The following is a 20,211-nucleotide window of genomic DNA, read 5'->3' on the forward strand; positions in this document are numbered from 1 at the left end:
CGGCGGCCCTCGCTCTCGCATCGGGAGACCCCGGGGCCTTGCGGCCGGCGCGGCGGGCACGGCCCAACGCCTCCTCGACATCTCGCCCGGGAGCCGCGATGAGCGTTGCAGTGGTGGTGCCCGTCTACAATCGTCCGGCCCTCGTCCGGCGCGCCTTGGCGAGCATCGCACAGCAGACCCATGCGGCCGCCCAGGTGATCGTGGTCGATGACGGCTCGACCGACGATACCGCGGCGTCCGCCCGGGCATGGCTCGCCGAGCACGCGCCTTTCGCCTGGGAGGTCGTGACGACGCCGAATGGCGGCCCGGCCTCGGCGCGCAATGCCGGAGCACGGCTCGTCGATCCGGCGCACGAATTCATTGCTTTTCTCGATTCCGACGACGAATGGCCGGAGGATTTCCTCGCCGGCTGCAGGGCGGCGCTCGCGGCGCATCCCGAGGCCGTCGGCGCCGTCGCCAACCGCCAGACGATCCGCGATGGCGCACCCTATGCCTATGACCACATGGCGTCCTTCGCCGCCGATCCGGTGCTCTTCGTGCTCGAGTTCGGCGGTGGGCTCGTGCAGTGCTGCGTGTTCCGCACGCGCTTCTACCGGCTGACCGGCGGCTTCGATTCCTCATGGCGGACGGGCGAGGACGGCAAGATGCTGATCGGCCTCGCGATGTGGGGACCCTTCGTGCATTCGCAAGGCAGTCCGGTGCTCGTCCACCAGCGCAGCAGCCATGGCGAGGGCGGCGACGCGCAGAGCATCTCGCTCGCGAGCGCGAGGGATTTCTGGATCTGGGCCGATCAGATGGACCGGATGATCGCCGCCCTGCCCCGCGAGTTCCGCCGCCAGCGCTATGCGACGATCTGCTTCATCATGGCGGGCCGCTGGACCTATACGCGACGCCTGCTCCGCGAGGGCGGGCTGAAGACGCTCGGCTACCGCGCCAAATGGCGAAAGACCCTGTGGACATGGCGCAGCCGGCGGCACGCGCGCGCCAGCTGACCGCCCCGGTCGGCGGAGCTCAGCGGAGCAGAGCGCCGATGATCTCCGCAAACCGGCTCTGATAGGCCGCGTTCGAGAAATGGCGGTCGAAAACCTCCGCGTCCGAGCCGCAGCGGGCGCCCTGCCGCTCGACGATGGCGAGCGCGGCGCCGGCGAAAGCCCCCGGCGCGTCGTGCACTCCGATCGGCATGGCCGCGACGAGCGTCGGCGCGATGCCGCGCACCACGCCCGACGTGCCGATGAGCGGCCGGCCGGTGCAGAGCCCTTCGAGCAACTTGATCGACGAGCCCGTTCCGGCGAGCACTGGAACCAGAATGCCGATCGCGTCCGTATAGGCATCGGCGACATGGTCGACCGGGCCGGCAAAGACGTCGTCATGCGCGGCGAGCAGCTCCGGCCGGGTCCGTCGCAAACCCTCCCGGACATCGCCATAGATGCGCAGGCGGTCGCGCAGCTGCGGTGCCCGCGGCAGAACCTCCTCGACGAGCCACGAGGCGGTCGCGATGTTCCAGTAATTGTTGGTCGCCAGATAGACGAGCTTGCCGTCGGCCGGCGCGGGCCGGCCGCGCAGGCGGGCGAGTGCCGCCTCCGTCGAAGGCGCGATGGTCGGCGGCAGATGGGCGTGCAGGAGGTCCGGCAGACGCTCGCGAAAGACGAGTTCGTCCTCCCGGTTGATGTGGAGAAGCAGATCGGCGGCGCCGCACATCCGGTTCTCGGCAGCGACGAGAGCCCCGACATCGAACGATCTATTGATCCACCGGCTGCCCTCGATCACGTCCATATTGCTGCTCTGGACGTCGTGGGTTTCGCAGACGACGAGCGGCCAGCGGCCGGCCCTCCGTCGGACCCCTCGCGCCAGGCGGAGCGCCAGCTTCATATTCCAGCAATGATGGACGTGGATCGCCGCGACCCCTCTCGTCAGCATCATCGCCTCCAGGACGGGCGGCAATGGCCGGGCGGCGACAGTGCCCGCCCAATAGTCGATCGCCGTACCACGGCGCCCGCGCAGCCTGTGCCGCCAGCGTTCCAGCCGGGCGCTGTGTGCCGGCGGCGGGTGCAGCACCTCGGTTCCGAGTGCGCCGGGAAAGGTCATCAGACCGGCGACATAAGCCCGGTCCTCGGCCCGCGCGACATTGGCGGGCTGGTCGGGCGCAAGCAAGACGTAGACATCACGCCCGAGCGCGACATGGGCCGCGACGGAAGCCTCGAAGACATTCGCGCTTCCCCCCTTCGGCCAGGGCGGCATGATCATTACTACGAGAGGTTTTTCTCTATTCATCCGGCGATTGCAGCCCAGCGCGCTTTGTAATATTCAGTAATATTCAAGATGATCGGACCGTTCTGATCGATCATTTGATTAGGTGCTGGGAGGCGCGACTTCAATCATCTTCTGCCGGCACAAGGCCTGGCAGTCCGATGCGGCAATCGAGGGATGGAACGCAAGGATGTCGGAAGCGCGGAGTCAGCGGCTCTCTTGCGCCGCCATGTCCTCGATGGTGGCGACGAGCGCCTCGACCGCGGCGCCCATGTCGTCGATGGTCACGAACTCGCGCGGATTATGGCTGATGCCGGCGCGGCAGCGGACGAAGATCATGCCGAAATCGGTCAGCTGACTCATCGCCTGACCGTCATGCCCGGCGCCCGACATCAGGTTCGGCGCCGCCTTCCCCGTCACCCGGCCGATGGCGGAGCCGATCGTCTTCTGAAGCGTCGGGGCGCAGAGGGCGACCGGCTTCTCCATCACCGTTTCGACGCCGACCACGACATGACGGGTGGTGTCGGCGCGGCGGGCGGCGAGCCGGAACTCCTGGAACGCCGCGCGCCGGGCCTCGTCGTTCGCCGCCCGGATGTCGAGCGAGAAGCGCGCCTCGGCGGCGATGACGTTGGGCGCGCCGGGGCGCACCTCGATCTGGCCGACGGTCGCGACGAGTGCGTTCCTGCGGTCGCGCCGGGCGATCGCTTCGGCCGCCAGCACCAGCTCGGCGGCGGCGGCGAGCGCATCGTGACGGAGCGCCATCGGCACCGTGCCGGCATGGCCCGCCTCGCCCCGGATACGCACGACATGGCGGCTCTGGCCGGCAATCGCCGAGACGGAGGCGAGCGGCAGCTTCTCGCGCTCGAGCACCGGACCCTGCTCGATGTGCACCTCGAGATAGCCGAGCACGCCCGGCCTGACATAGGCGTCGTCCTTGAGCCGGGCGGGATCGCAGCCGAAGGCGATGAGCGCGTCGCGCAGCGTGACGCCGTCGGCGTCCGTCGCGTCGAGCGTCTTCGGGTCGAAGATGCCGGCGGCGACCGAGGAGGATGTGAGCGTGACGGGGAAGCGGACGCCCTCTTCGTCACCGAAGGCGAGCAGGTCGACGCCGAAGGGCAGCGCGACGCCGCGCGCGGCGAGTTCCTCGAGCGCCAGCAGGCCGGCGACGACGCCCAAATTGCCGTCATAGCGGCCCGCATCGACCACGGTGTCGATGTGCGAGCCGATCAGCAGGGCCTTGTTGGCGCTGCGGCCCGGCCGGCCGGCGGGACGGCTGCCGCGCATCGTGCCGGCATTGTCCATGCGCACCGACAGCCCGGCGTCGCGCATCCATGTGCCGACGAGATCGGCAGCGCGCCGGTGCTCCGGCGTCAGGTAGAGCCGGGTGACACGCCCCTCCTCCGCGCTGATCGCCGCGAGCGCGTCGATCATTTCCTGGGCGCGCGCACCGAGCGCCGTCCGATCCCGCCGCCCGCCGCTCATTCGGCGACCCGGTCCTCGATGCGGAAGCGGATGATGCGCCCGACCTGGGCGAGCGCGGTCTCGAACTCGACTGTGGGGTCATTGCCGAGCCGGGCCTCGAAGGCGGCGAGGATCTGGTGCTTGGTGGCGCCGCGGACGGCGAAGATGAAGGGGATGCCGTGGCGGGCGCGGTAAGCGTCGTTGAGCCGGTGGAAGCGGGCGAACTCCTCCGCGCTCAGCCGGTCGAGGCCGGCGCCCGCCTGTTCGCTCGCCGATTCGGGCGCGAGCGCCCCGGCGAGCGCGGCACGGCCCGCGAGATCCGGATGGGCGAGCAGGAGCGCCCGCTTCGCCTCCTCCGTCGCGGCACCGACGGCGCTCACGAAGGCGGCGATCATCGCGGCGCGATCGGTAAAGGGTCGGGCCGCGGCGGCGACACGCGCCACCCAGGGCGAATGCTCCGCGATGTCGCCGAAGGCGGCGACGAAGTCCGCCTCGGAGAGGCCGTTGATCGCGTCGAGTGTGCGCCGGGCGGCGGTCATGGGGTCGGCTCGTTGTCGCGGGCGCGCCGTGTCTACTGGCTTTGAAGCCAGGCGCCAAGCTTCTTGCGCTCCTCGTCGGTCATGCCGGTTTCGTTGCCGAGCGGCATGGTGCGGGAGAACACCGCCTGGGTGAGCACCTGGTCCTTGTGCTGGCGGAGTTCATCCGCCGTCTCGAGCATGATGCCCTTCGGAGCTTCGCTGAAGCTTTCGTGCTTCGGCCGTGCGGCATGGCAGACGGCGCAGCGCTGGGCCGCGAGCGTCACGGCCTCGGCGTCGGTCATCATCAGGCGTGGATCGACCGCCACCGGACGCGGCGCGGTGAGCACGATGAGGCAGCCGAGCGCGACGGCGGCGACCGGCAGCGTCCAGGCGATCTTGGCGAGCGGGTCGCCGGCGTCGTGGCGGTTGAGGAAATGGCGCACCATCGCACCGGTAACGATGATCAGAGCGACCAGCAGCCAGTTGTGCGGATGGCCGGTGAGCATCGGATAATGATTGCTCACCATCATCACCAGAACGGGCAGCGTCAGATAATTGTTGTGCACCGAGCGCTGCTTGCCCATCGCGCCGAGCGCCGGATCCGGCGCCTGCCCCGCCATCAGCGCGGCGGCGATCTTCTTCTGGTTCGGGATGATCACGCCGAACACGTTGAAGGCCATGATCGTGCCGATGAAGGCGCCGGCATGAATGAGCGCGCCGCGGCCCGAAAAGACCTGTGAGAACAGGTAGGACGCGCCGACGACGAGCGCGAAGACGAACGCCGCGAGGAGCGGCGTGTTGCGCCCGATCCAGGAGCGGCAGAGCAGGCGGTCATAGATCAGCCAGCCGCCGATCAGCAGGGTGACCGAGATCACCACCGCCTCGCTCGGTCGCATCGGCATCACCGAGGGATCGATCAGGAAGGAGCGGGCGTTCCAGTAATATTGGACGACGAGCAGCGCGAAGCCGGTGACCCAGGTGAGATAGGCCTCCCACTTATACCAGATCAGGTCCTCGGGAAGCTGCGGCGGCGCGACGAGGTATTTCTCGACGTGATAGAAGCCGCCGCCATGCACTTCCCAGGCGGTGCCATAGACGCCGGGCTTCATCTCGGCGCGCTTGCGCAGGCTGAGATCGAGCGCAATGAAATAGAACGAGGTGCCGATCCAGCCGATGCCGACGATCAGATGGGCCCAGCGGAAGAGCAGGTTCAGCCAGTCGGCGATGAAGGCGGACATGATCGGAAGGTTCGTTCTCGCGTGGGTCGGCGGCAGCCATGCAAGGCGCCGGCCATGTCGGGCTCCGTGTCCCCTCTCCCGCGCGCGGGAGAGGGTCGGGGTGAGGGTCTTCCGTCCTCACCCCGGGAGAAGGCCCTCTCCCGCGAGGGGGAGAGCGGGCCGCCGCTTACTGCGGCAGCTTGTCGTCGACGCCCTTCACGTACCAGTTCATGCCGAGCAGCGTGCCGTCGTCGATGACCTTGCCGGCCGGGATGAACTCGGTGCCGTCCTGCTTGTAGATCGGGCCGGCGAAGGGGTTCAGTTCGCCCGACTTGATCTTCGCCTCGGTCTCCTCGGCCATCTTGACGACATCGTCGGGGAGATTGGTGAACGGCGCCAGGACGACGTGGCCGTCGGCGAAGCCGCCCCAGACCTGGCCGGACGTCCAGGTGCCGTCGAGCACGGCCTGGGCGCGGCGGATATAGTACGGACCCCAATTGTCGATGATCGAGGTGTACTGCGCCTTCGGAGCGAACGCGATCTGGTCGCTCGCCTGGCCGAAGCCGTGCATGCCGCGCTCCTCGGCGATCTGCAGCGGCGCCGGCGAGTCGGTGTGCTGCGTGATCACGTCGACGCCCTGGTCGAACAGGGTCTTCGCCGCGTCGGCTTCCTTGCCGGGGTCGAACCAGGAGTTCACCCACACGACCTTGAGCTTGAAGTCCGGATTGACCGACTGCGCGCCGAGCAGGAAGGCGTTGATGCCGAGCACGACTTCGGGGATCGGGAAGGAGGCGATGTAGCCGGCCTGGCCGGTCTTCGACATCTTCGCGGCGATCTGGCCGATGACGTAGCGGCCTTCATGGAACTTCGAATTGTAGGTCGAGACGTTCGGCGCGGTCTTATAGCCGGTGGCGTGCTCGAACTTCACGTCGGGGAACTTCGCCGCGACCTTGAGGGTCGGGTCCATATAGCCGAACGAGGTGGTGAAGATCAGCTTGTGGCCGGTCCGGGCGAGACGCTCGATGGCGCGCTCGGCGTCCTGCCCCTCGGGCACGTTCTCGACATAGGTCGTCTCGACCTTGTCGCCGAGCGCGGCCTCGAGTTCCTGCCGGCCGACATCGTGGCGCTGGGTCCAGCCGCCGTCGTTCTTCGGACCGATATAGATGAAACCGACCTTCAGCTTGTCCTGGGCCGCCGCTGCGCCGAGCCCCATGCCGAGGGCAAGGACCGCGGCCGCCGCCGTCATCAGTCTGCGCATCGTGTTCTCCTGTCACCTCTCGCGATCGTCTCGAAGGCCCCCAAGCCGCGGATCGCGCGCGGTTGCGGTTCTAACGTCACCGGTCGGGCACGAAAGGTCGGCCGAGCGAAGCCGGCGTATTCACTCGCAGAACGCTGCGATTGCTCGAGATGAGCACCAGGACGAGGATCGTCACGAGATAGGGCAGCGAGGAAAGGAACTGCGAGGGGATGCCGAGCCCCATCGCCTGGGCATGGAACTGCAGGATCGAGACCGCGCCGAAGAGCAGCGCGCCAACGACCACCCGGGCCGGGAGCCAGGACGCGAAGACGACGAGCGCCAGCGCGATCCAGCCGCGGCCGGCCGTCATGTTCTCGATCCAGAGCGGGGTGTAGGCGAGCGACAGATAGGCGCCGGCGAGGCCCGCACAGGCGCCGCCAAACAGGATGGCGAGCAGCCGGACCCGGATCACAGGATAGCCGAGCGCGTGGGCCGAGCCGTGATTGTCGCCGACGGCGCGGACGATCAGACCGCCGCGTGTGCGATAGAGGAACCACCAGACCCCGAAAGTGATCGCCGCCGCGGCATAGACGAGGATGTCCTGCGCGAACAGCACCTTGCCGACGAGCGGAATGTCGGAGAGCACGGGAACCGCGAGCGCCGGCAGCTTGGTGCCCGGCGTGCCGACAAAGGGCTCGCCGATGATGCCCGAAAGGCCGAGGCCGAGCAGGGACAGCGCAAGCCCGCTCGCAACCTGGTTGGCGACGAGGAACAGCGTGACGAAGGCGAACAGCGCCGCCATCACGATGCCGGCCGCGAGACCGCCGAAGATGCCGATATAGGGCGAGCCCGACAGCGTCGCCGCGGCGAAACCGCCGGCGGCGCCCATGATCATCATGCCCTCGACACCGAGATTGAGCACGCCCGAGCGCTCGACAACGAGTTCGCCGATCGCCGCGAGCAGGAGCGGTACCGCCGCCGTGACGACGGTGAGAAGGATGGCCTCAGCCGCGCCCATGGACGGCCCCCCCGAGCGGATCGGCGACCGGACGAACCAGCCGCACGCGATAGTAGATCAGCGTATCGCAGGCGAGCACGAGAAACAGCAAGAGGCCCTGGAACACCCGCATGACCTTGTCCGACATGCCGAGCGCCACCTGCGCGGCCTCGCCGCCCAGATAGGTGAGCGCCAGCACGAAGCCGGCGATCAGGATGCCGACCGGATGCAGCCGGCCGAGAAAGGCAACGATGATCGCCGTGAAGCCGTAGCCGGGCGAGATCGACGGGCGCAGCTGCCCGATCGGCCCGGCCACCTCCATGATCCCGGCGAGGCCGGCGAGACCGCCCGAGACGAGGAAGGTGAAGAGCACCATGCGGTTCTGGCTGAAGCCGGCGAAGGCGCCGGCGCGCGGCGCCTGTCCGAGCACGCGGATCTGGAAACCCGTCAGCGTCCGCCCCATGGTGAACCAGACGACGAGCACGGCGACGAAGACGAAGACCAGGCCGATGTGCATCCGACCGCCGTCGACGAGGAGCGGCATCTGCGCCGAGGCGTCGAACACCCGGCTCTCGGGAAAGCCGTAGCCGTCGGGATTGCGCCATGGCCCGCGGACGATCCAGTCGAGCAGCAATTGCGCGACATAGACGAGCATCAGGCTGGTCAGGATCTCGTTGGCGCCGAAGCGGATCTTGAGCAGCGCCGGGATCGCCGCATAGAGCATGCCGCCGAGGATGCCGAAGAGCAGCATGGCGGGCAGCACGAGCGGCCCCGTCCAGCCGGGGAAGACGATCGGGAACAGGCTGCCGAGAATCGCGCCGGCGGTGAACTGGCCTTCGGCACCGATGTTCCACGTGTTCGACATGTAGCACAGCGACAGGCCGATCGCGATCAGCGTGATCGGGATCGCCTTGACCACCAGCTCCTGCAGCGACCAGCCGGCGGTCAGTGGCTCGACGAAGAAGATGTAGAGCGCCTCGAGCGGATCGGCCCCCATCGCGGCGAAGATGCCGACCGCGATGACGAGCGTGATCGCCACCGCCAGCAGCGGCGAGGCCCAGACCATCAGCCGCGAATGCTCGGCCCGCCTGACGAGTTCAATGCGCATGGCCGCCCTCCCCGACGCCGCCCATCATCAGGCCGATCTCCTCGCGCGTCAGTTCCGCCGTCGGACGCGGCTCGGAGAGCCGGCCCTTCGAGATCACCGCGATCCGGTCCGACAGCTCGAGGATCTCGTCGAGATCCTGACTGATCACGAGGATCGCCGAGCCGGAACGGGCGAGATCGATCAGCGCCTGACGGATCACGGCGGCCGCACCCGCGTCGACGCCCCAGGTCGGCTGGCAGACGACGAGAATGCCGGGCTTGCGGTCGATCTCGCGGCCGACCACGAACTTCTGCAGATTGCCGCCCGAAAGCGCCGTCGCCTCGGGATCGGGCGTGCCCTTGCGGACGTCGAAGAGCTTGGTGACACGGTCCACGATGCCACGCGACGACAGCCGGTCGATGACGCCGGAGCGGCGCAACGTGCCGTCCGTCGCATGGCGGGTGAGCACGACGTTCTCCGACAGCCGCATGCGCGGCACCGCGCCATGGCCGAGCCGTTCCTCCGGCACGAAGGCGGCGCCGAGCCGGCGGCGCGCTGTGATGCCGCGCGTGCCGCAGGGCCTGCCGTCGATCGTCACGGCGTCGCTCCGCTCGGAGCGCCGTTCGCCCGAGATCGCGCCGAACAGCTCATCCTGGCCGTTGCCGGCGACGCCGGCGATGCCGAGGATTTCGCCGGCGCGCAGCTCCAGCCCGACATGATCGAGCGCGACCGCGAAGGGATGCGGCGGCGGCAGGGAGAGATCGGTCACGGCGAGCCGCACCGGCGCGTCCGGCAGGCTGCGATGCTCGCCGGAGAGCGCCCGGATGTCGGCGCCGACCATCAGGCTCGCCAGCCGCGCCGCGGTCTCCTTCTGCGGATCGCACTCGCCGACGACCTTGCCGTGGCGCAGGATCGTCGCGTGGTGGCAGATCTGCTTCACCTCTTCGAGCCGGTGGCTGATGTAGAGCACCGAGACGCCGCCGGCGACGAGCACATCGAGCGTCGAGAAGAGGTCGTTCGCCTCCTGCGGCGTCAGCACCGAGGTCGGCTCGTCCATGATGATCAGCCGCGGCTTCTGCAGCAGGCAGCGCACGATCTCGACCCGCTGCCGCTCGCCCACCGAGAGATCGGCGACGATCGATCGCGGGTTGAGCGGCAGGCCGTATTCGGCCGAGACGGTCTCGATCTCGGCGGCGAGCGCCGCGCGGCTCTCGCGCGGCGGCACGGCGAGCGCGATGTTCTCGGCGACGGTCAGCGCGTCGAACAGCGAGAAATGCTGGAACACCATGCCGATGCCGAGCCTGCGGGCCGCGGCGGGGCTCGCGATCCGCACCGGCTCGCCGTTCCAGCGGATCTCGCCCGCCGTCGGCTGCAGCGCACCATAGAGGATCTTGACGAGGGTCGACTTGCCGGCGCCGTTCTCGCCCAGCAGGGCGTGGATCTCGCCGGGACGGATCGCGAGGTCGATGCCGTCGTTCGCCTTCAGCGCGCCGAAGATCTTGGTGATCCCGACCGCCTCGAGGAGCGGCGCCGCGTCCGGACGGACCCGCGCCTCTCTCTCCCCCGCCCGCACCTGCTCGACCGCCCCGCTCATCACCCCGCCTTTCCGAAGCGCCGTTCGGCCCCCGCCGATCGCCGCGCCGAGAGCGCCTCGTCGCGCCGGATCATATCAGCCGCCGTCGCCGCGGCGATCACCGCCGGATCCTTCGAGCGGATTCCGGGGATGCCGATGGGGCAGATCAGCCGCTCGATCCGTTCCGTCGCGACACCGGCCTGGCGCAACTGGCTCGTGAAGCGCGCCCGCTTGGTGGCGCTACCGATCAGCCCCGTCTCGGCGATCGTCTCGAGCCGCAGGGCCGCGTCGATGATCTCGAGATCGAGCGGGTGGCTGTGCGTCATCACGAGCACGAAGCTGCCGGCCGGCGCATGGGCGAGCAGGCCGGCCGGGTTCTCCGGCTGCACCGGCGTCACGTTCTGCGGCATGGCCGCCGGGAAGGCGCCGGGCCGCGGATCGACCCAGACGACCCGGAAGGGCAGCGGCGCGAGGGCGAGCACGAGCGCCCGGCCGACATGGCCGGCGCCGAAGAGATAGAGCGTGCGTCGATCCTCGCCGAACCCTTCGAGAATCGCCTCGCCCCGCCGTTCGAGATCGCCGGGCCGGATCGTCGCTTCTATCATCCGGCGATGGAGGCGGGCGCCCTCTACGAGGCCGCTGGTCACGAAGGCGCCGCGCGCCTCCGCCTCGGCGAGCAACCCGACCTCGGGGCGGTCGGCCGCCGCGAACCGCTCATAGGCGATGCCGACGCGGCCGCCGCAGCACTGGCCGAGCTCCGGGCCGAGCGCCACCGTGCGCCGCTCGAAACGGGCCGCCGCGCCGCGCGCGAGGAGCGCCTGGAGCTGCGCCAGCACCTGCCATTCGAGCGTGCCGCCGCCGATCGTGCCGAAGAACGTGCCGTCCGGCAGGGCGACGATGCGGGCGCCGGCCTCGCGCGGGGACGAGCCCTCGGTCTCGACGAGCGTCGCCATCGCGGCGGCGCCGTGCCGGTCGAGCGCTTGCGCGAGGCGCGCCCAGAGCGGCATCAGCCCTCCCCGGCGGTCGTCGCCCGCACGGCGCGCATGATCGCTTCGGGCGTCGCCGGCGCGTCGAGCGCGGGCATGATGCCCGGCCGCAGGCTGGCGATCGCGTTGACGATGGCGCAGAACACCGAAATGCCGAGCATCAGCGGCGGCTCGCCGACGGCCTTCGACCGCCAGATCGTCGCCTCGCGGTTGCCCGCGCTCTCATAGAGCTCGACCTTGAAGTTCTCCGGAATGTCGGAGGCGGCGGGGATCTTGTAGGTCGAGGGCGCGTGGGTGCGCAGCCGTCCTTCCTTGTCCCAGACCAGTTCCTCGGTCGTCAGCCAGCCCATGCCCTGGACGAAGCCGCCCTCGATCTGGCCGATGTCGATCGCCGGATTGAGCGACTTGCCGACATCGTGCAGCACGTCGACCCGCTCGACCTTCATCTCCCCGGTCATCGTGTCGACGAGCACCTCTGAACAGGCCGCGCCATAGGCGAAATAGAAGAACGGCCGGCCTTCGGCCTTGTCGCGGTTCCAGCTGATCACCGGGGTCTTGTAATGTCCCGCAGCGGAAAGGTGAACCCGGTTGAGATAGGCCTCGTTGGCGAGCGCGCCGAGGCTCATCGACTGGTTGCCGATGAACACCTGCCCCTCGCGGAACGCCACCTTGTCGCGGCCGACCTTCCATTTCTCGGCGATGAAATCGTAGAGCCGGTCCTTGATCGCGCCGCAGGCGGCGACCGCCGCCATCGCATTGAGATCGGTGCCCGAGGAGGCCGCCGTCGGCGAGGTATTCGGCACCTTGTCGGTCGAGGTCGCGGTGATCCGCACCGCGTCGGCCGAGACGCCGAACTCCTCGGCCACCACCATGGCGACCTTGGTGAACAGGCCCTGCCCCATCTCGGTGCCGCCATGGTTCAGATGGATCGAACCGTCGCGATAGAGATGGACCAGCGCGCCTGCCTGGTTGAGCGGCATGAGCGTGAAAGAGATGCCGAACTTCACCGGCGTCAGCGCGAGGCCACGCTTCAGGATGCGGCTGCCGGCGTTGAAGGCGGCGATCGCCTCACGGCGGGCGCGGTAGTCTGAGCGCGTCTCGAGGTCGCCGATCAGCTCGGCGAGGATGTTGTCGGTGACCTGCTGGCCGAACGGCGTCCGATCGCGGCCCTCGCGGTAGAAATTCGCCTTGCGCACGTCGAGCGGATCCCGGCCGAGCGTATAGGCGATGTGGTCCATCATCCGCTCGGCGAACAGCATGCCCTGCGGGCCGCCGAAGCCGCGGAAGGCGGTGTTGGAGACGGTGTTGGTACGCAGCCGCCGCGCCGTGACGCGGCACTCGGGATAGAAATAGCTGTTGTCGGCATGGAACATCGTGCGGTCGACGACGCCGAGCGACAGATCCTCGGAATGGCCGCAGCGCGCCGAGAAGACGACATCAACGCCCGACAGCACGCCCTCGCCGTCGATGCCGACCGAATAGTCGCAGCGGAAATCGTGCCGCTTGCCGGTCATGATCATGTCGTCGTCGCGGTCGAGCCGGAACTTCGCCGGCCGGCCGGTCTTCCAGGCCGCGATGGCGGCGAGCACCGCCCACTGCGTCGCCTGGCTCTCCTTGCCGCCGAACCCGCCGCCCATCCGCCGGATTTCGACCGTCACCGCGCTCGAAGGGAGGTTGAGGGCGTGCGCGACGACGTGCTGCACCTCGCTCGGGTGCTGCGTCGAGGAATAGACGAGCATCTCGCCGGCCTCGCCGGGGACCGCCATGGCGATCTGGCCCTCGAGATAGAAGTGTTCCTGACCGCCGATGCGGAACGAACCCTCGAGCCGCCGCCCGGCCCGGTCGATCGCCGTCTGCGCATTGCCGCGGACGAAGGAATAGTCGGGCAGGACGTGATCGGAGGCCTGATCGACGTCGATCACCGGCGGCTCGGCGACCGTGGTGAAGCGCGCCCGCTTCGCCGCACGCCGCGCCGCGTCGCGCGTCGTCGCGACGACGATGAAGGCGACCTGGCCATAGAAGCGGACCGGGCCGTCGGTGATCGCCGGATCGTCGCCGATCAGCTTCGGACTGATGTCGTTCGGTCCCGGAAGATCCGCCGCGGTGATCACATCGACGACGCCGGGCGCGCTGCGCACGGCATCGAGATCGAGCGCCGTGATGCGGCCGCGGGCGATCGGCGCATAGCCGGGCGCGAGATGGACGAGGCCGGCCGGCTCGCGGATGTCGTCGATATAGGTCGCGGCACCGGTGACGTGGCGCGGCGCGCTGTCGTGCGGCAGCGGCCGGCGGACGACGAGCGGCTCGGCTTCGGGCGCGACCGCGGCCTCACTCGGCGGCATGGCGATGCTCCTCGCGGCGGCCGACGACGCGGGTGTGGACCGTCGGCGCGCCCGCGGCCTCGAGCAGCGCCTTGCCCAGCAGCGCGTGCGCCGTTTCGGCGCGATAATGCCCGCTCGCGCGATGATCGTCGATCGGTGCGAAATCCTGGCGGAGCGCGGCGAGCGCCACCGACCAGGCGGCCGAATCGCCGACCGCCGTGCCGACCAGCGCCGCCTCGGCGGCCTTTGCCCGGCGCGGCGTCGCCGCCATGCCGCCATAGGCGATGCGCGCCTCGGTGATCGTGCCCGAACCGTCGAGGGTGAAGCGGAAGGCGCCCATCACGGAGGAAATGTCCTGATCGAAACGCTTCGTGACCTTGTAGCAGCGGAAGACTTGGCCGGGCGCGAGCTTCGGCACCAGGAGGCCGGATACGAACTCGCCCGCGCCGCGATTCTGCTTGCCGTAGGCGATGAAGAAATCCTCGAGCGCCATCGCCCGCTCGCGGTCGCCGCGCCGCAGCGCGACCGTCGCACCGAGCGCGATCAGCGCGGGCGGCGTGTCGCCGATCGGCGAGCCGTTCGCGACATTGCCGCCGATCGTGCCGCTCGCCCGGACCTGCGTCGAGCCGATGCGGCGGAACAGTTCCCCGAGATCGGCATCGATCGCCGCGACGTGCGGGAAGGCGCGCGCATAGGTCGCGGTCGCGCCGATCAACAGTTCGCGGCCGGTGTCCTCGATCACGTCCATGCCGCGGACACGGCCGAGATGGATCACCTTCGGCAGGTCGCGCAGCTGCTTGGTCACCCAGAGACCGACATCGGTGGCGCCGGCGACGAGCGTCGCATCCGGGTGGGCGAGATAGAGCGCGGCGAGCGAACGCACCGAGGCGGGGGCCGCGAAGAAGCGCCCCTCATCGCCGATGAACACATCGCGATCGTCGGCGAGGAAATCGAGAATGCCGGCGGTATCGGCGGAGGCGCGGCGGAAACCGTCCTCGCGCGGCTCTGCGGACGCGGCGAGCGCCGCCTCGACGATCGGCCGGTAGCCTGTGCAGCGGCAGAGATTGCCGGCGATCGCGTCATTGATCGTGGTCCGGTCGACCGGCCCGTCCGTCTGCTGCCAGAGCGTGAACAGGCTCATCACGAAGCCGGGCGTGCAGAAGCCGCATTGCGAGGCGTGCTTCTCGACCATCGCCGCCTGGATCGGATGGAGCCCGCCCGCACCGGCGAGGTCCTCGACCGTCACGACCTCGGCGCCGTCGATCTGGCCGAGCAGCTGGATACACGCATTGATCGGTTCATAGGCGACCTGCCCACCGCGCGAGCGGCCGATCGCCACCGTGCAGGCGCCGCAATCGCCCTCACCGCAGCCTTCCTTGGTGCCGGTCGCCCGCTCTTCGAGCCGCAGATAATCGAGCAGTGTGGCGGTCGGCGCGACGTCGCGCAGCTCGACGATTCGTCCCCGCCGCACGAAGCGGATCGTATCGCGCTGCTCGGCCATTCAGCTTCCCCGGTAGGTGGCGTAGCCGAACGGCGAGAGCAGCAGCGGCACGTGGTAGTGCTCTCCCGGCGCGGCGATGCCGAAACGGATCGGGATCACGTCGAGAAAGAGCGGTTCCGGCAGACTTGCACCGCAGCCGCGCAGATAGTCGCCGGCGCGGAAACGCAGTTCGTAGACGCCAGCCGTCAAGGCCTCGCCCTCGAGCAGGGCCCCGTCGACCCGCCCGTCGGCATTGGTCAGGACCGATTTCAGAAGAACCGGCTCGGCCTCGATCCGGTATAGGTCGATCGGTAGGCCGGATGCCGGCCTACCGAGCGCGGTGTCGAGTACGTGCGTAGTGAGTCGCCCCATATCCGCTGTTCTACTCTCAGCTCGACCCCTCGTCGCCCACCTTGAGGCGCGGCCCACAGATTGACGAAGCCAATCTCGTGCCAGCGCCCCGGCGACGCACTCGACACCGGCGCTCGTTTCGGCGGACTGCACACCCCCCCGCCGACGAATCCACTTTAGAATGGTTCCCTTGCGCTCGGATATTGCAATTTCGCGAGCGGGGTGCTGCCGTCTGGTGAGCAGAGGGGATTGCGGCCATGGATCCAGCACCGAACCGAGGCGGCTTGTCGCCCGCCGCGCTCGCCCGCGTCTTCCACACGCCGTCGCTCCTCTATTTCCTCGCGGTCTCGGAGGAGCTGTCGATCCGCGCCGCTGCCCGCCGGCTGCACGTCGCCTCCTCCGCGGTCGCGCGGCAGGTGATGCAGCTCGAGGCGGCGCTCGGCATGCCGCTGTTCGAGCGGCAGGCGCGCCGGCTGTCGCTCACCGCGGCGGGCGAGATCCTGCTGCGGCATGCCCGCCAGCTCGCCGCCCCGCTCGACGCGGCCGTGTCGGAACTCGATCTCCTCGCGGGGCTGCGCTCCGGCACGATCCGCATCGCCACCGTCGAGAGTGTCGGGCTCACCCTGTTGCCGCGCATCGTCGCGAGCTTCGCCGGCCGCTATCCGCGGCTGCACGTCGACATCCGCATGGCGCCGGCGGCCGAGGTGATCGATCTCGTCGCCGACCACGAGGTCGACATGGGCTTCACCTTCATCGCCCGGCCGCCGCGCGGTCTCGACGTCGCGATCCGGCGCGACCTGCCGATCGGCGCGGTGATGCGGCCGGACCATCCGCTCGCCGCGAACCCCTCCCCTACCTTCGCCGAGTGCGCCGCCCATCTCGTCGCCGTGCCGCGCCGCGGCCTGTCGATCCGCGACGTGCTCGAGCCCTTCATCGAACAGGAGCCGCGTGGCAAGAGCTCCTTCGTCGAGGTGAACTCGATCCGCATGCTGGTCGAGCTCGCGGCGTCGGGGCGCTATGTCGCCTTCGTCACCGCGCTCGGCATCGACCGCGACGTCGCCGAGGGCCGAATCGTGTTCCGGCCGCTCTCCGACAAGGGGCTGCCGCTCAACCGATTCGGCCTCGTGCTGCGCGCGGCCGGCAGCCTGCGCTTCGCGCCGGCCGCCTTCTTCGATCATGCGAAGGGATTCTTCGACACGATCGAGGGGCTGAGCTAGCGCCCGAGCAGCGCCGTCAGGATCGCGACCCGTTCGGCATCGAGCGGGCCGTCCTGGGATGGCCGGCCGGCGCGGCCATACCAGTAGCGCGCATTGCCGCGGTCGCCCTCGACGCGGTGGAGGTGGGCGTGCACCCAGGCCGAATCGGCGTCCGCCTCGTCCTGGATACAGGCGTGCGCCGCATCCCAGTCGCCGCGTTCGAGATGCCAGAGCGCGGCGAGCGCCGGTGTGGCGCCTTCGGGTGGCCCGCCCGCGGCGAGCGCGGCGCGGAAAGCGGCGAGACGGGTTTCGATCGGTTCGGCCATGGTCTCCTCCGTTGCCGGGGCGCAACAGGCGCGGCGCGCCATGCCTTCGACGCGGCTGTCGCGGGGCGATCCGGCTTGAACGCCGGCGCCCCTCTTCTTACCTTCCGGGCGTCCGAATAGGAGCATGGATGTTCTCGTCGTCGGAGACCCGGTGATCCCCTGCCGCTGAGGCAGGGGCCGAAGCCCGCGAGCCCTCGGTTCGCGGCCCGCTGAAGCGCGGCTTCGATCACCTTTTCCGGACTTCGACATCCATGAACGTGTCACGGCACGAGCAGCGCGTGCTGCACGCGCTCGCCCAGGGCGGCGCCATCCACCACCAGAAATCCGAGCGCGGCGACATCGTCGCGGTCGACTGCATGACCCGCGACGGCTGGCGGCTGTCCGACTGTACGCTCGCAGTCTTCACCCGTCTGCGCCGCCGCCGGCTCGTCGCCTCGAAGGGCGGCGGCCCCTACCGCATCACGCGCGAAGGCCTCGCCGCGGTGCGGGCGCAGCTCGACAACCGGTGAACGGGAGGGCGGGTCCCGACGGGGCCCGCCCTTCGGCGCGGTCGCGGGAGGCGCGTCTTTGGCCCGGCATCGACAGCTGCAGAGGGCATCGGGGCGGCTGGTGCCCGCGTTCGAAGGCCCGGCGGTACGATTATGGATGCCGGCACGGAGGCCGGCATGACGGGTGGAGGCGTTGCGCCCAGCATTCCGCCAACCGGCTCGGGGCGGCGGCTGGGTCGGTGCCGCGAGGAAGCGGGAGAGCGCCGCATCCTCCCCCAACGACCGTCATGCCGGCCTCCGTGCCGGCATCCATAATCGTGCCGGGGGGAACCCGCGCCACCGTCAGCCGAACATCCCGGATGTACGCGAGCGCGGACAGATCCGTGTCGGACTCCGCGAAAGGCGAGATCGCGGCCGCCGCGAACGATGCGAGACCGATCCACGCCGCCTGGCGCGCTCGCCCTCAGGCCGCGCCGGCGAGGCGGGCGCGGATGATGTCGGCCTCGTAGGCCTCGTTCCACTCGATCATCCGGGCCCAGAGCAGCCGGGCGAGGTCGGGGGCGAAGCCCGCCTCTTCCGCGAGTTCGGCGACATGATCGAGCACGGCCTCGACCCGCGCGGGAACCCGCGCTTCTTCCGGGCTCTGCTTCAGTTCGGCCATCCGTTTGATGTAGCCGAAACGCTCTGCCAGGAGCGGCACGATCTGCCGGTCGATACGGTCGATCTCGGCACGGACGTCGTCCTTCGTGCGGCAGTCGGCAGGCGCGAGCATCTCAGATCACCACCATCGTTCGGGCGAGAAGTGGCCGGCCGCGTCCTCGATCACCTTGCCGACCTTGAAGAGCGTCGATTCGTCGAACGGCCGGCCGATCAACTGCAGGCCGAGCGGCAGCCCCTTCTGGTCGAGGCCCGCGGGCACCGCGATGCCGGGCAGGCCGGCCATGTTCACCGTCACCGTGAAGACGTCGTTGAGATACATCTCGACCGGCGAGGCGGTCGCCATCGCCTCGAGGCCGAAGGCGGCGGACGGCGTCGCCGGCGTCAGGATGGTGTCGACACCGGCGGCGAAGACGGTCTCGAAATCGCGCTTGATCAGCGTGCGGACCTTCTGCGCCTGCAGGTAGTAGGCGTCGTAATAGCCGGCGGACAGCACATAGGTGCCGATCAGGATGCGGCGCTTGACTTCGCGGCCGAAGCCGGCGGCGCGGCTCTTCTCGTAGAGGTCGACGATGCCGTCGCCGCCACCCTGGCGCAGCCCGAAGCGCACCCCGTCATAGCGGGCGAGATTCGAGGAGGCCTCGGCCGGCGCGACGATGTAATAGGCGGGCAGCGCGTATTTGGTGTGCGGCAGGCTGATATCGACGATCTCGGCGCCGGCGTCGCGCAGCCAGGCGATGCCCTGCTGCCACAGCCGCTCGATCTCCTCCGGCATGCCCTCGACGCGATATTCCTTCGGGATGCCGATCCGCAGCCCCTTCACCGACTGGCCGATCGCCGCCTCGTAGTCCGGCACGGGCAGGTCGACAGAAGTCGCGTCCTTGGCGTCGACGGAGGCCATCGACTTCAGGAGAATGGCGGCGTCGCGCACGTCCCGGGCGATCGGCCCGGCCTGATCGAGCGACGAGGCGAAGGCGACGATGCCCCAGCGCGAGCAGCGGCCATAGGTCGGCTTGATGCCGACCGTGCCCGTGAAGGCCGCCGGCTGGCGGATCGAACCGCCGGTGTCGGTCGCCGTCGCGCCCGCGCAGAGCCGGGCCGCGACCGCCGCCGCCGAGCCGCCGGAAGAGCCGCCCGGCGTCATCGGCGCGTTCGATCCAGCCATCCGCCAGGGATTGACCACGGGACCATAGGCGGAGGTCTCGTTCGACGAGCCCATGGCGAACTCGTCCATGTTGAGCTTGCCGAGCATCACCGCGCCGTCGGCCCAGAGATTGGACGTGACGGTCGATTCATAGGGCGGCTCGAAGCCCTTCAGGACGTTCGAACAGGCCTGGGTATGGATGCCTTCGGTGGCGAACAGGTCCTTGATGCCGAGCGGCACGCCCTCGAGCGGCCGGGCGGTGCCCGCGGCGATGCGGCGGTCGGACTCGGCCGCCATGGCGAGCGCCTTGTCGGGCGTCTCGACGATGAACGCGTTGAGCGGCCGGGCCGCCTCGATCGCGTCGACATAGGCCTGCGTCAGCTCGGTCGCGGAGAAATCGCCGCGCGCCAGGCCCTCGCGAATGCCGGCGATGGTGAGATCGATCAGTGCGCTCATCCCGTCCCCGCTCACTCGACGACCTTCGGCACCAGGAAGAAGCCATCCTCGGTCGCCGGCGCGTTGGCGACGATCTTGTCGGCATAGAAACCGTCGGTGACCTCGTCCGCGCGCATCTTCATCTTCATCGCCACCACCGAGGTCATCGGCTCGACCGCCGAGACATCGACTTCGGAGAGCTGTTCGACGAAGCCGAGAATCGTGTTCAGCTCCGCCTTGAAGCCCTCCACCTCCGCGTCGGTGACGGCGATCCGCGCGAGATGCGCGACGCGCTTGACGGTGGCGGTGTCGACGGACATGGGACGCAGATCTCCGGACGGACGGCCGAGGTGGGATGGCGAAGCCGGCCCGCTATAGCACCCGCCCGAGCCGCGTCGCAACACGGCGGCGGATGGACGAGCGACCCCGCCGGGATTAGCGTCACCCTGGCCGACGGGCGCGCGACGCAGCGATGGCGAAATGCGCGAAG

At 69.4% G+C, this 20,211-nt stretch carries 19 protein-coding genes; 3 read left to right on the forward strand and 16 right to left on the reverse strand.

Annotated elements, in window-relative coordinates; all coding sequences use genetic code 11:
• Positions 1–98 precede the first annotated feature (98 nt).
• Positions 99–992, forward strand: a complete 894-nt coding sequence (locus GGQ63_RS01560; RefSeq protein WP_183851832.1) for a glycosyltransferase family 2 protein — start codon at positions 99–101, stop codon at positions 990–992.
• A gap of 19 nt (positions 993–1,011) precedes the next feature.
• Here the strand turns inward: GGQ63_RS01560 and GGQ63_RS01565 are convergent, their stop codons facing one another.
• The 12 genes from GGQ63_RS01565 to uraH form a co-directional block, all read right to left on the reverse strand.
• Positions 1,012–2,244: a glycosyltransferase gene (locus GGQ63_RS01565; protein WP_183851833.1), complete on the reverse strand. Its 1,233-nt coding sequence runs from the start codon at positions 2,242–2,244 to the stop codon at positions 1,012–1,014.
• Positions 2,245–2,454: 210 nt separating this feature from the next.
• Positions 2,455–3,678 carry a M20 family metallo-hydrolase gene (locus GGQ63_RS01570; protein ID WP_246429555.1) on the reverse strand — a complete coding sequence of 408 codons (1,224 nt, stop codon included), beginning with the start codon at positions 3,676–3,678 and terminating at the stop codon, positions 2,455–2,457.
• A 47-nt stretch (positions 3,679–3,725) separates the two neighbouring features.
• Entirely contained in the window at positions 3,726–4,247 is a 522-nt protein-coding gene (uraD, locus tag GGQ63_RS01575; protein WP_183851835.1) for a 2-oxo-4-hydroxy-4-carboxy-5-ureidoimidazoline decarboxylase, read from the reverse strand.
• 32 nt (positions 4,248–4,279) lie between these two features.
• Positions 4,280–5,464 (reverse strand): urate hydroxylase PuuD, encoded by a 1,185-nt coding sequence (locus GGQ63_RS01580; protein WP_183851836.1) that lies wholly within the window; start codon positions 5,462–5,464, stop codon positions 4,280–4,282.
• 166 nt (positions 5,465–5,630) lie between these two features.
• Positions 5,631–6,701, reverse strand: coding sequence for a BMP family ABC transporter substrate-binding protein (locus GGQ63_RS01585; protein ID WP_183851837.1), 1,071 nt, complete (start codon positions 6,699–6,701; stop codon positions 5,631–5,633).
• Between the two features lie 76 nt (positions 6,702–6,777).
• On the reverse strand, positions 6,778–7,698 hold the full coding sequence (locus GGQ63_RS01590; protein WP_183851838.1) for an ABC transporter permease: 921 nt from the start codon (positions 7,696–7,698) through the stop codon (positions 6,778–6,780).
• Complete coding sequence (locus GGQ63_RS01595; protein WP_183851839.1) at positions 7,685–8,785, reverse strand: ABC transporter permease; 1,101 nt, start codon at positions 8,783–8,785, stop codon at positions 7,685–7,687. The genes GGQ63_RS01590 and GGQ63_RS01595 overlap by 14 nt, the downstream gene beginning before the upstream one ends.
• On the reverse strand, positions 8,775–10,358 hold the full coding sequence (locus GGQ63_RS01600; RefSeq protein WP_183851840.1) for an ABC transporter ATP-binding protein: 1,584 nt from the start codon (positions 10,356–10,358) through the stop codon (positions 8,775–8,777). The genes GGQ63_RS01595 and GGQ63_RS01600 overlap by 11 nt, the downstream gene beginning before the upstream one ends.
• Complete coding sequence (xdhC, locus tag GGQ63_RS01605; protein WP_183851841.1) at positions 10,358–11,344, reverse strand: xanthine dehydrogenase accessory protein XdhC; 987 nt, start codon at positions 11,342–11,344, stop codon at positions 10,358–10,360. The genes GGQ63_RS01600 and xdhC overlap by 1 nt, the downstream gene beginning before the upstream one ends.
• A complete protein-coding gene (gene xdhB / locus GGQ63_RS01610) occupies positions 11,344–13,665 on the reverse strand; it encodes a xanthine dehydrogenase molybdopterin binding subunit (protein ID WP_183851842.1) in 2,322 nt (773 codons plus the stop codon). Before xdhB ends, xdhC begins: the two co-directional genes overlap by 1 nt.
• Positions 13,652–15,145 (reverse strand): xanthine dehydrogenase small subunit, encoded by a 1,494-nt coding sequence (gene xdhA / locus GGQ63_RS01615; protein ID WP_183851843.1) that lies wholly within the window; start codon positions 15,143–15,145, stop codon positions 13,652–13,654. The genes xdhB and xdhA overlap by 14 nt, the downstream gene beginning before the upstream one ends.
• Positions 15,146–15,496, reverse strand: coding sequence for a hydroxyisourate hydrolase (gene uraH, locus GGQ63_RS01620; RefSeq protein ID WP_183851844.1), 351 nt, complete (start codon positions 15,494–15,496; stop codon positions 15,146–15,148).
• Positions 15,497–15,732: 236 nt separating this feature from the next.
• On the opposite strand from uraH, the gene GGQ63_RS01625 reads away from it, so the two are divergent.
• On the forward strand, positions 15,733–16,692 hold the full coding sequence (locus tag GGQ63_RS01625; protein ID WP_183851845.1) for a LysR family transcriptional regulator: 960 nt from the start codon (positions 15,733–15,735) through the stop codon (positions 16,690–16,692).
• On the opposite strand, the gene GGQ63_RS01630 is transcribed toward GGQ63_RS01625, so the two are convergent.
• On the reverse strand, positions 16,689–16,997 hold the full coding sequence (locus tag GGQ63_RS01630; RefSeq protein ID WP_183851846.1) for a hypothetical protein: 309 nt from the start codon (positions 16,995–16,997) through the stop codon (positions 16,689–16,691). The genes GGQ63_RS01625 and GGQ63_RS01630 overlap by 4 nt on opposite strands.
• 251 nt (positions 16,998–17,248) lie before the next feature.
• On the opposite strand from GGQ63_RS01630, the gene GGQ63_RS01635 reads away from it, so the two are divergent.
• Positions 17,249–17,506, forward strand: coding sequence for a YjhX family toxin (locus GGQ63_RS01635; RefSeq protein ID WP_183851847.1), 258 nt, complete (start codon positions 17,249–17,251; stop codon positions 17,504–17,506).
• 442 nt (positions 17,507–17,948) lie between these two features.
• On the opposite strand, the gene GGQ63_RS01640 is transcribed toward GGQ63_RS01635, so the two are convergent.
• From GGQ63_RS01640 to gatC, 3 genes are read right to left on the reverse strand one after another with little or no spacing between them, the layout of a single operon-like run.
• A complete protein-coding gene (locus GGQ63_RS01640; protein WP_183851848.1) occupies positions 17,949–18,257 on the reverse strand; it encodes a chorismate mutase in 309 nt (102 codons plus the stop codon).
• A 6-nt stretch (positions 18,258–18,263) separates the two neighbouring features.
• Positions 18,264–19,742: an Asp-tRNA(Asn)/Glu-tRNA(Gln) amidotransferase subunit GatA gene (gatA, locus tag GGQ63_RS01645; RefSeq protein ID WP_183851849.1), complete on the reverse strand. Its 1,479-nt coding sequence runs from the start codon at positions 19,740–19,742 to the stop codon at positions 18,264–18,266.
• An 11-nt stretch (positions 19,743–19,753) separates the two neighbouring features.
• Entirely contained in the window at positions 19,754–20,041 is a 288-nt protein-coding gene (gene gatC / locus GGQ63_RS01650) for an Asp-tRNA(Asn)/Glu-tRNA(Gln) amidotransferase subunit GatC (RefSeq protein WP_183851850.1), read from the reverse strand.
• Between the last annotated feature and the right edge of the window lie 170 nt (positions 20,042–20,211).

Origin of the sequence: Prosthecomicrobium pneumaticum (assembly GCF_014199915.1) — a bacterium.
GTDB classification, from domain to species: Bacteria; Pseudomonadota; Alphaproteobacteria; order Rhizobiales; family Kaistiaceae; genus Prosthecomicrobium; species Prosthecomicrobium pneumaticum.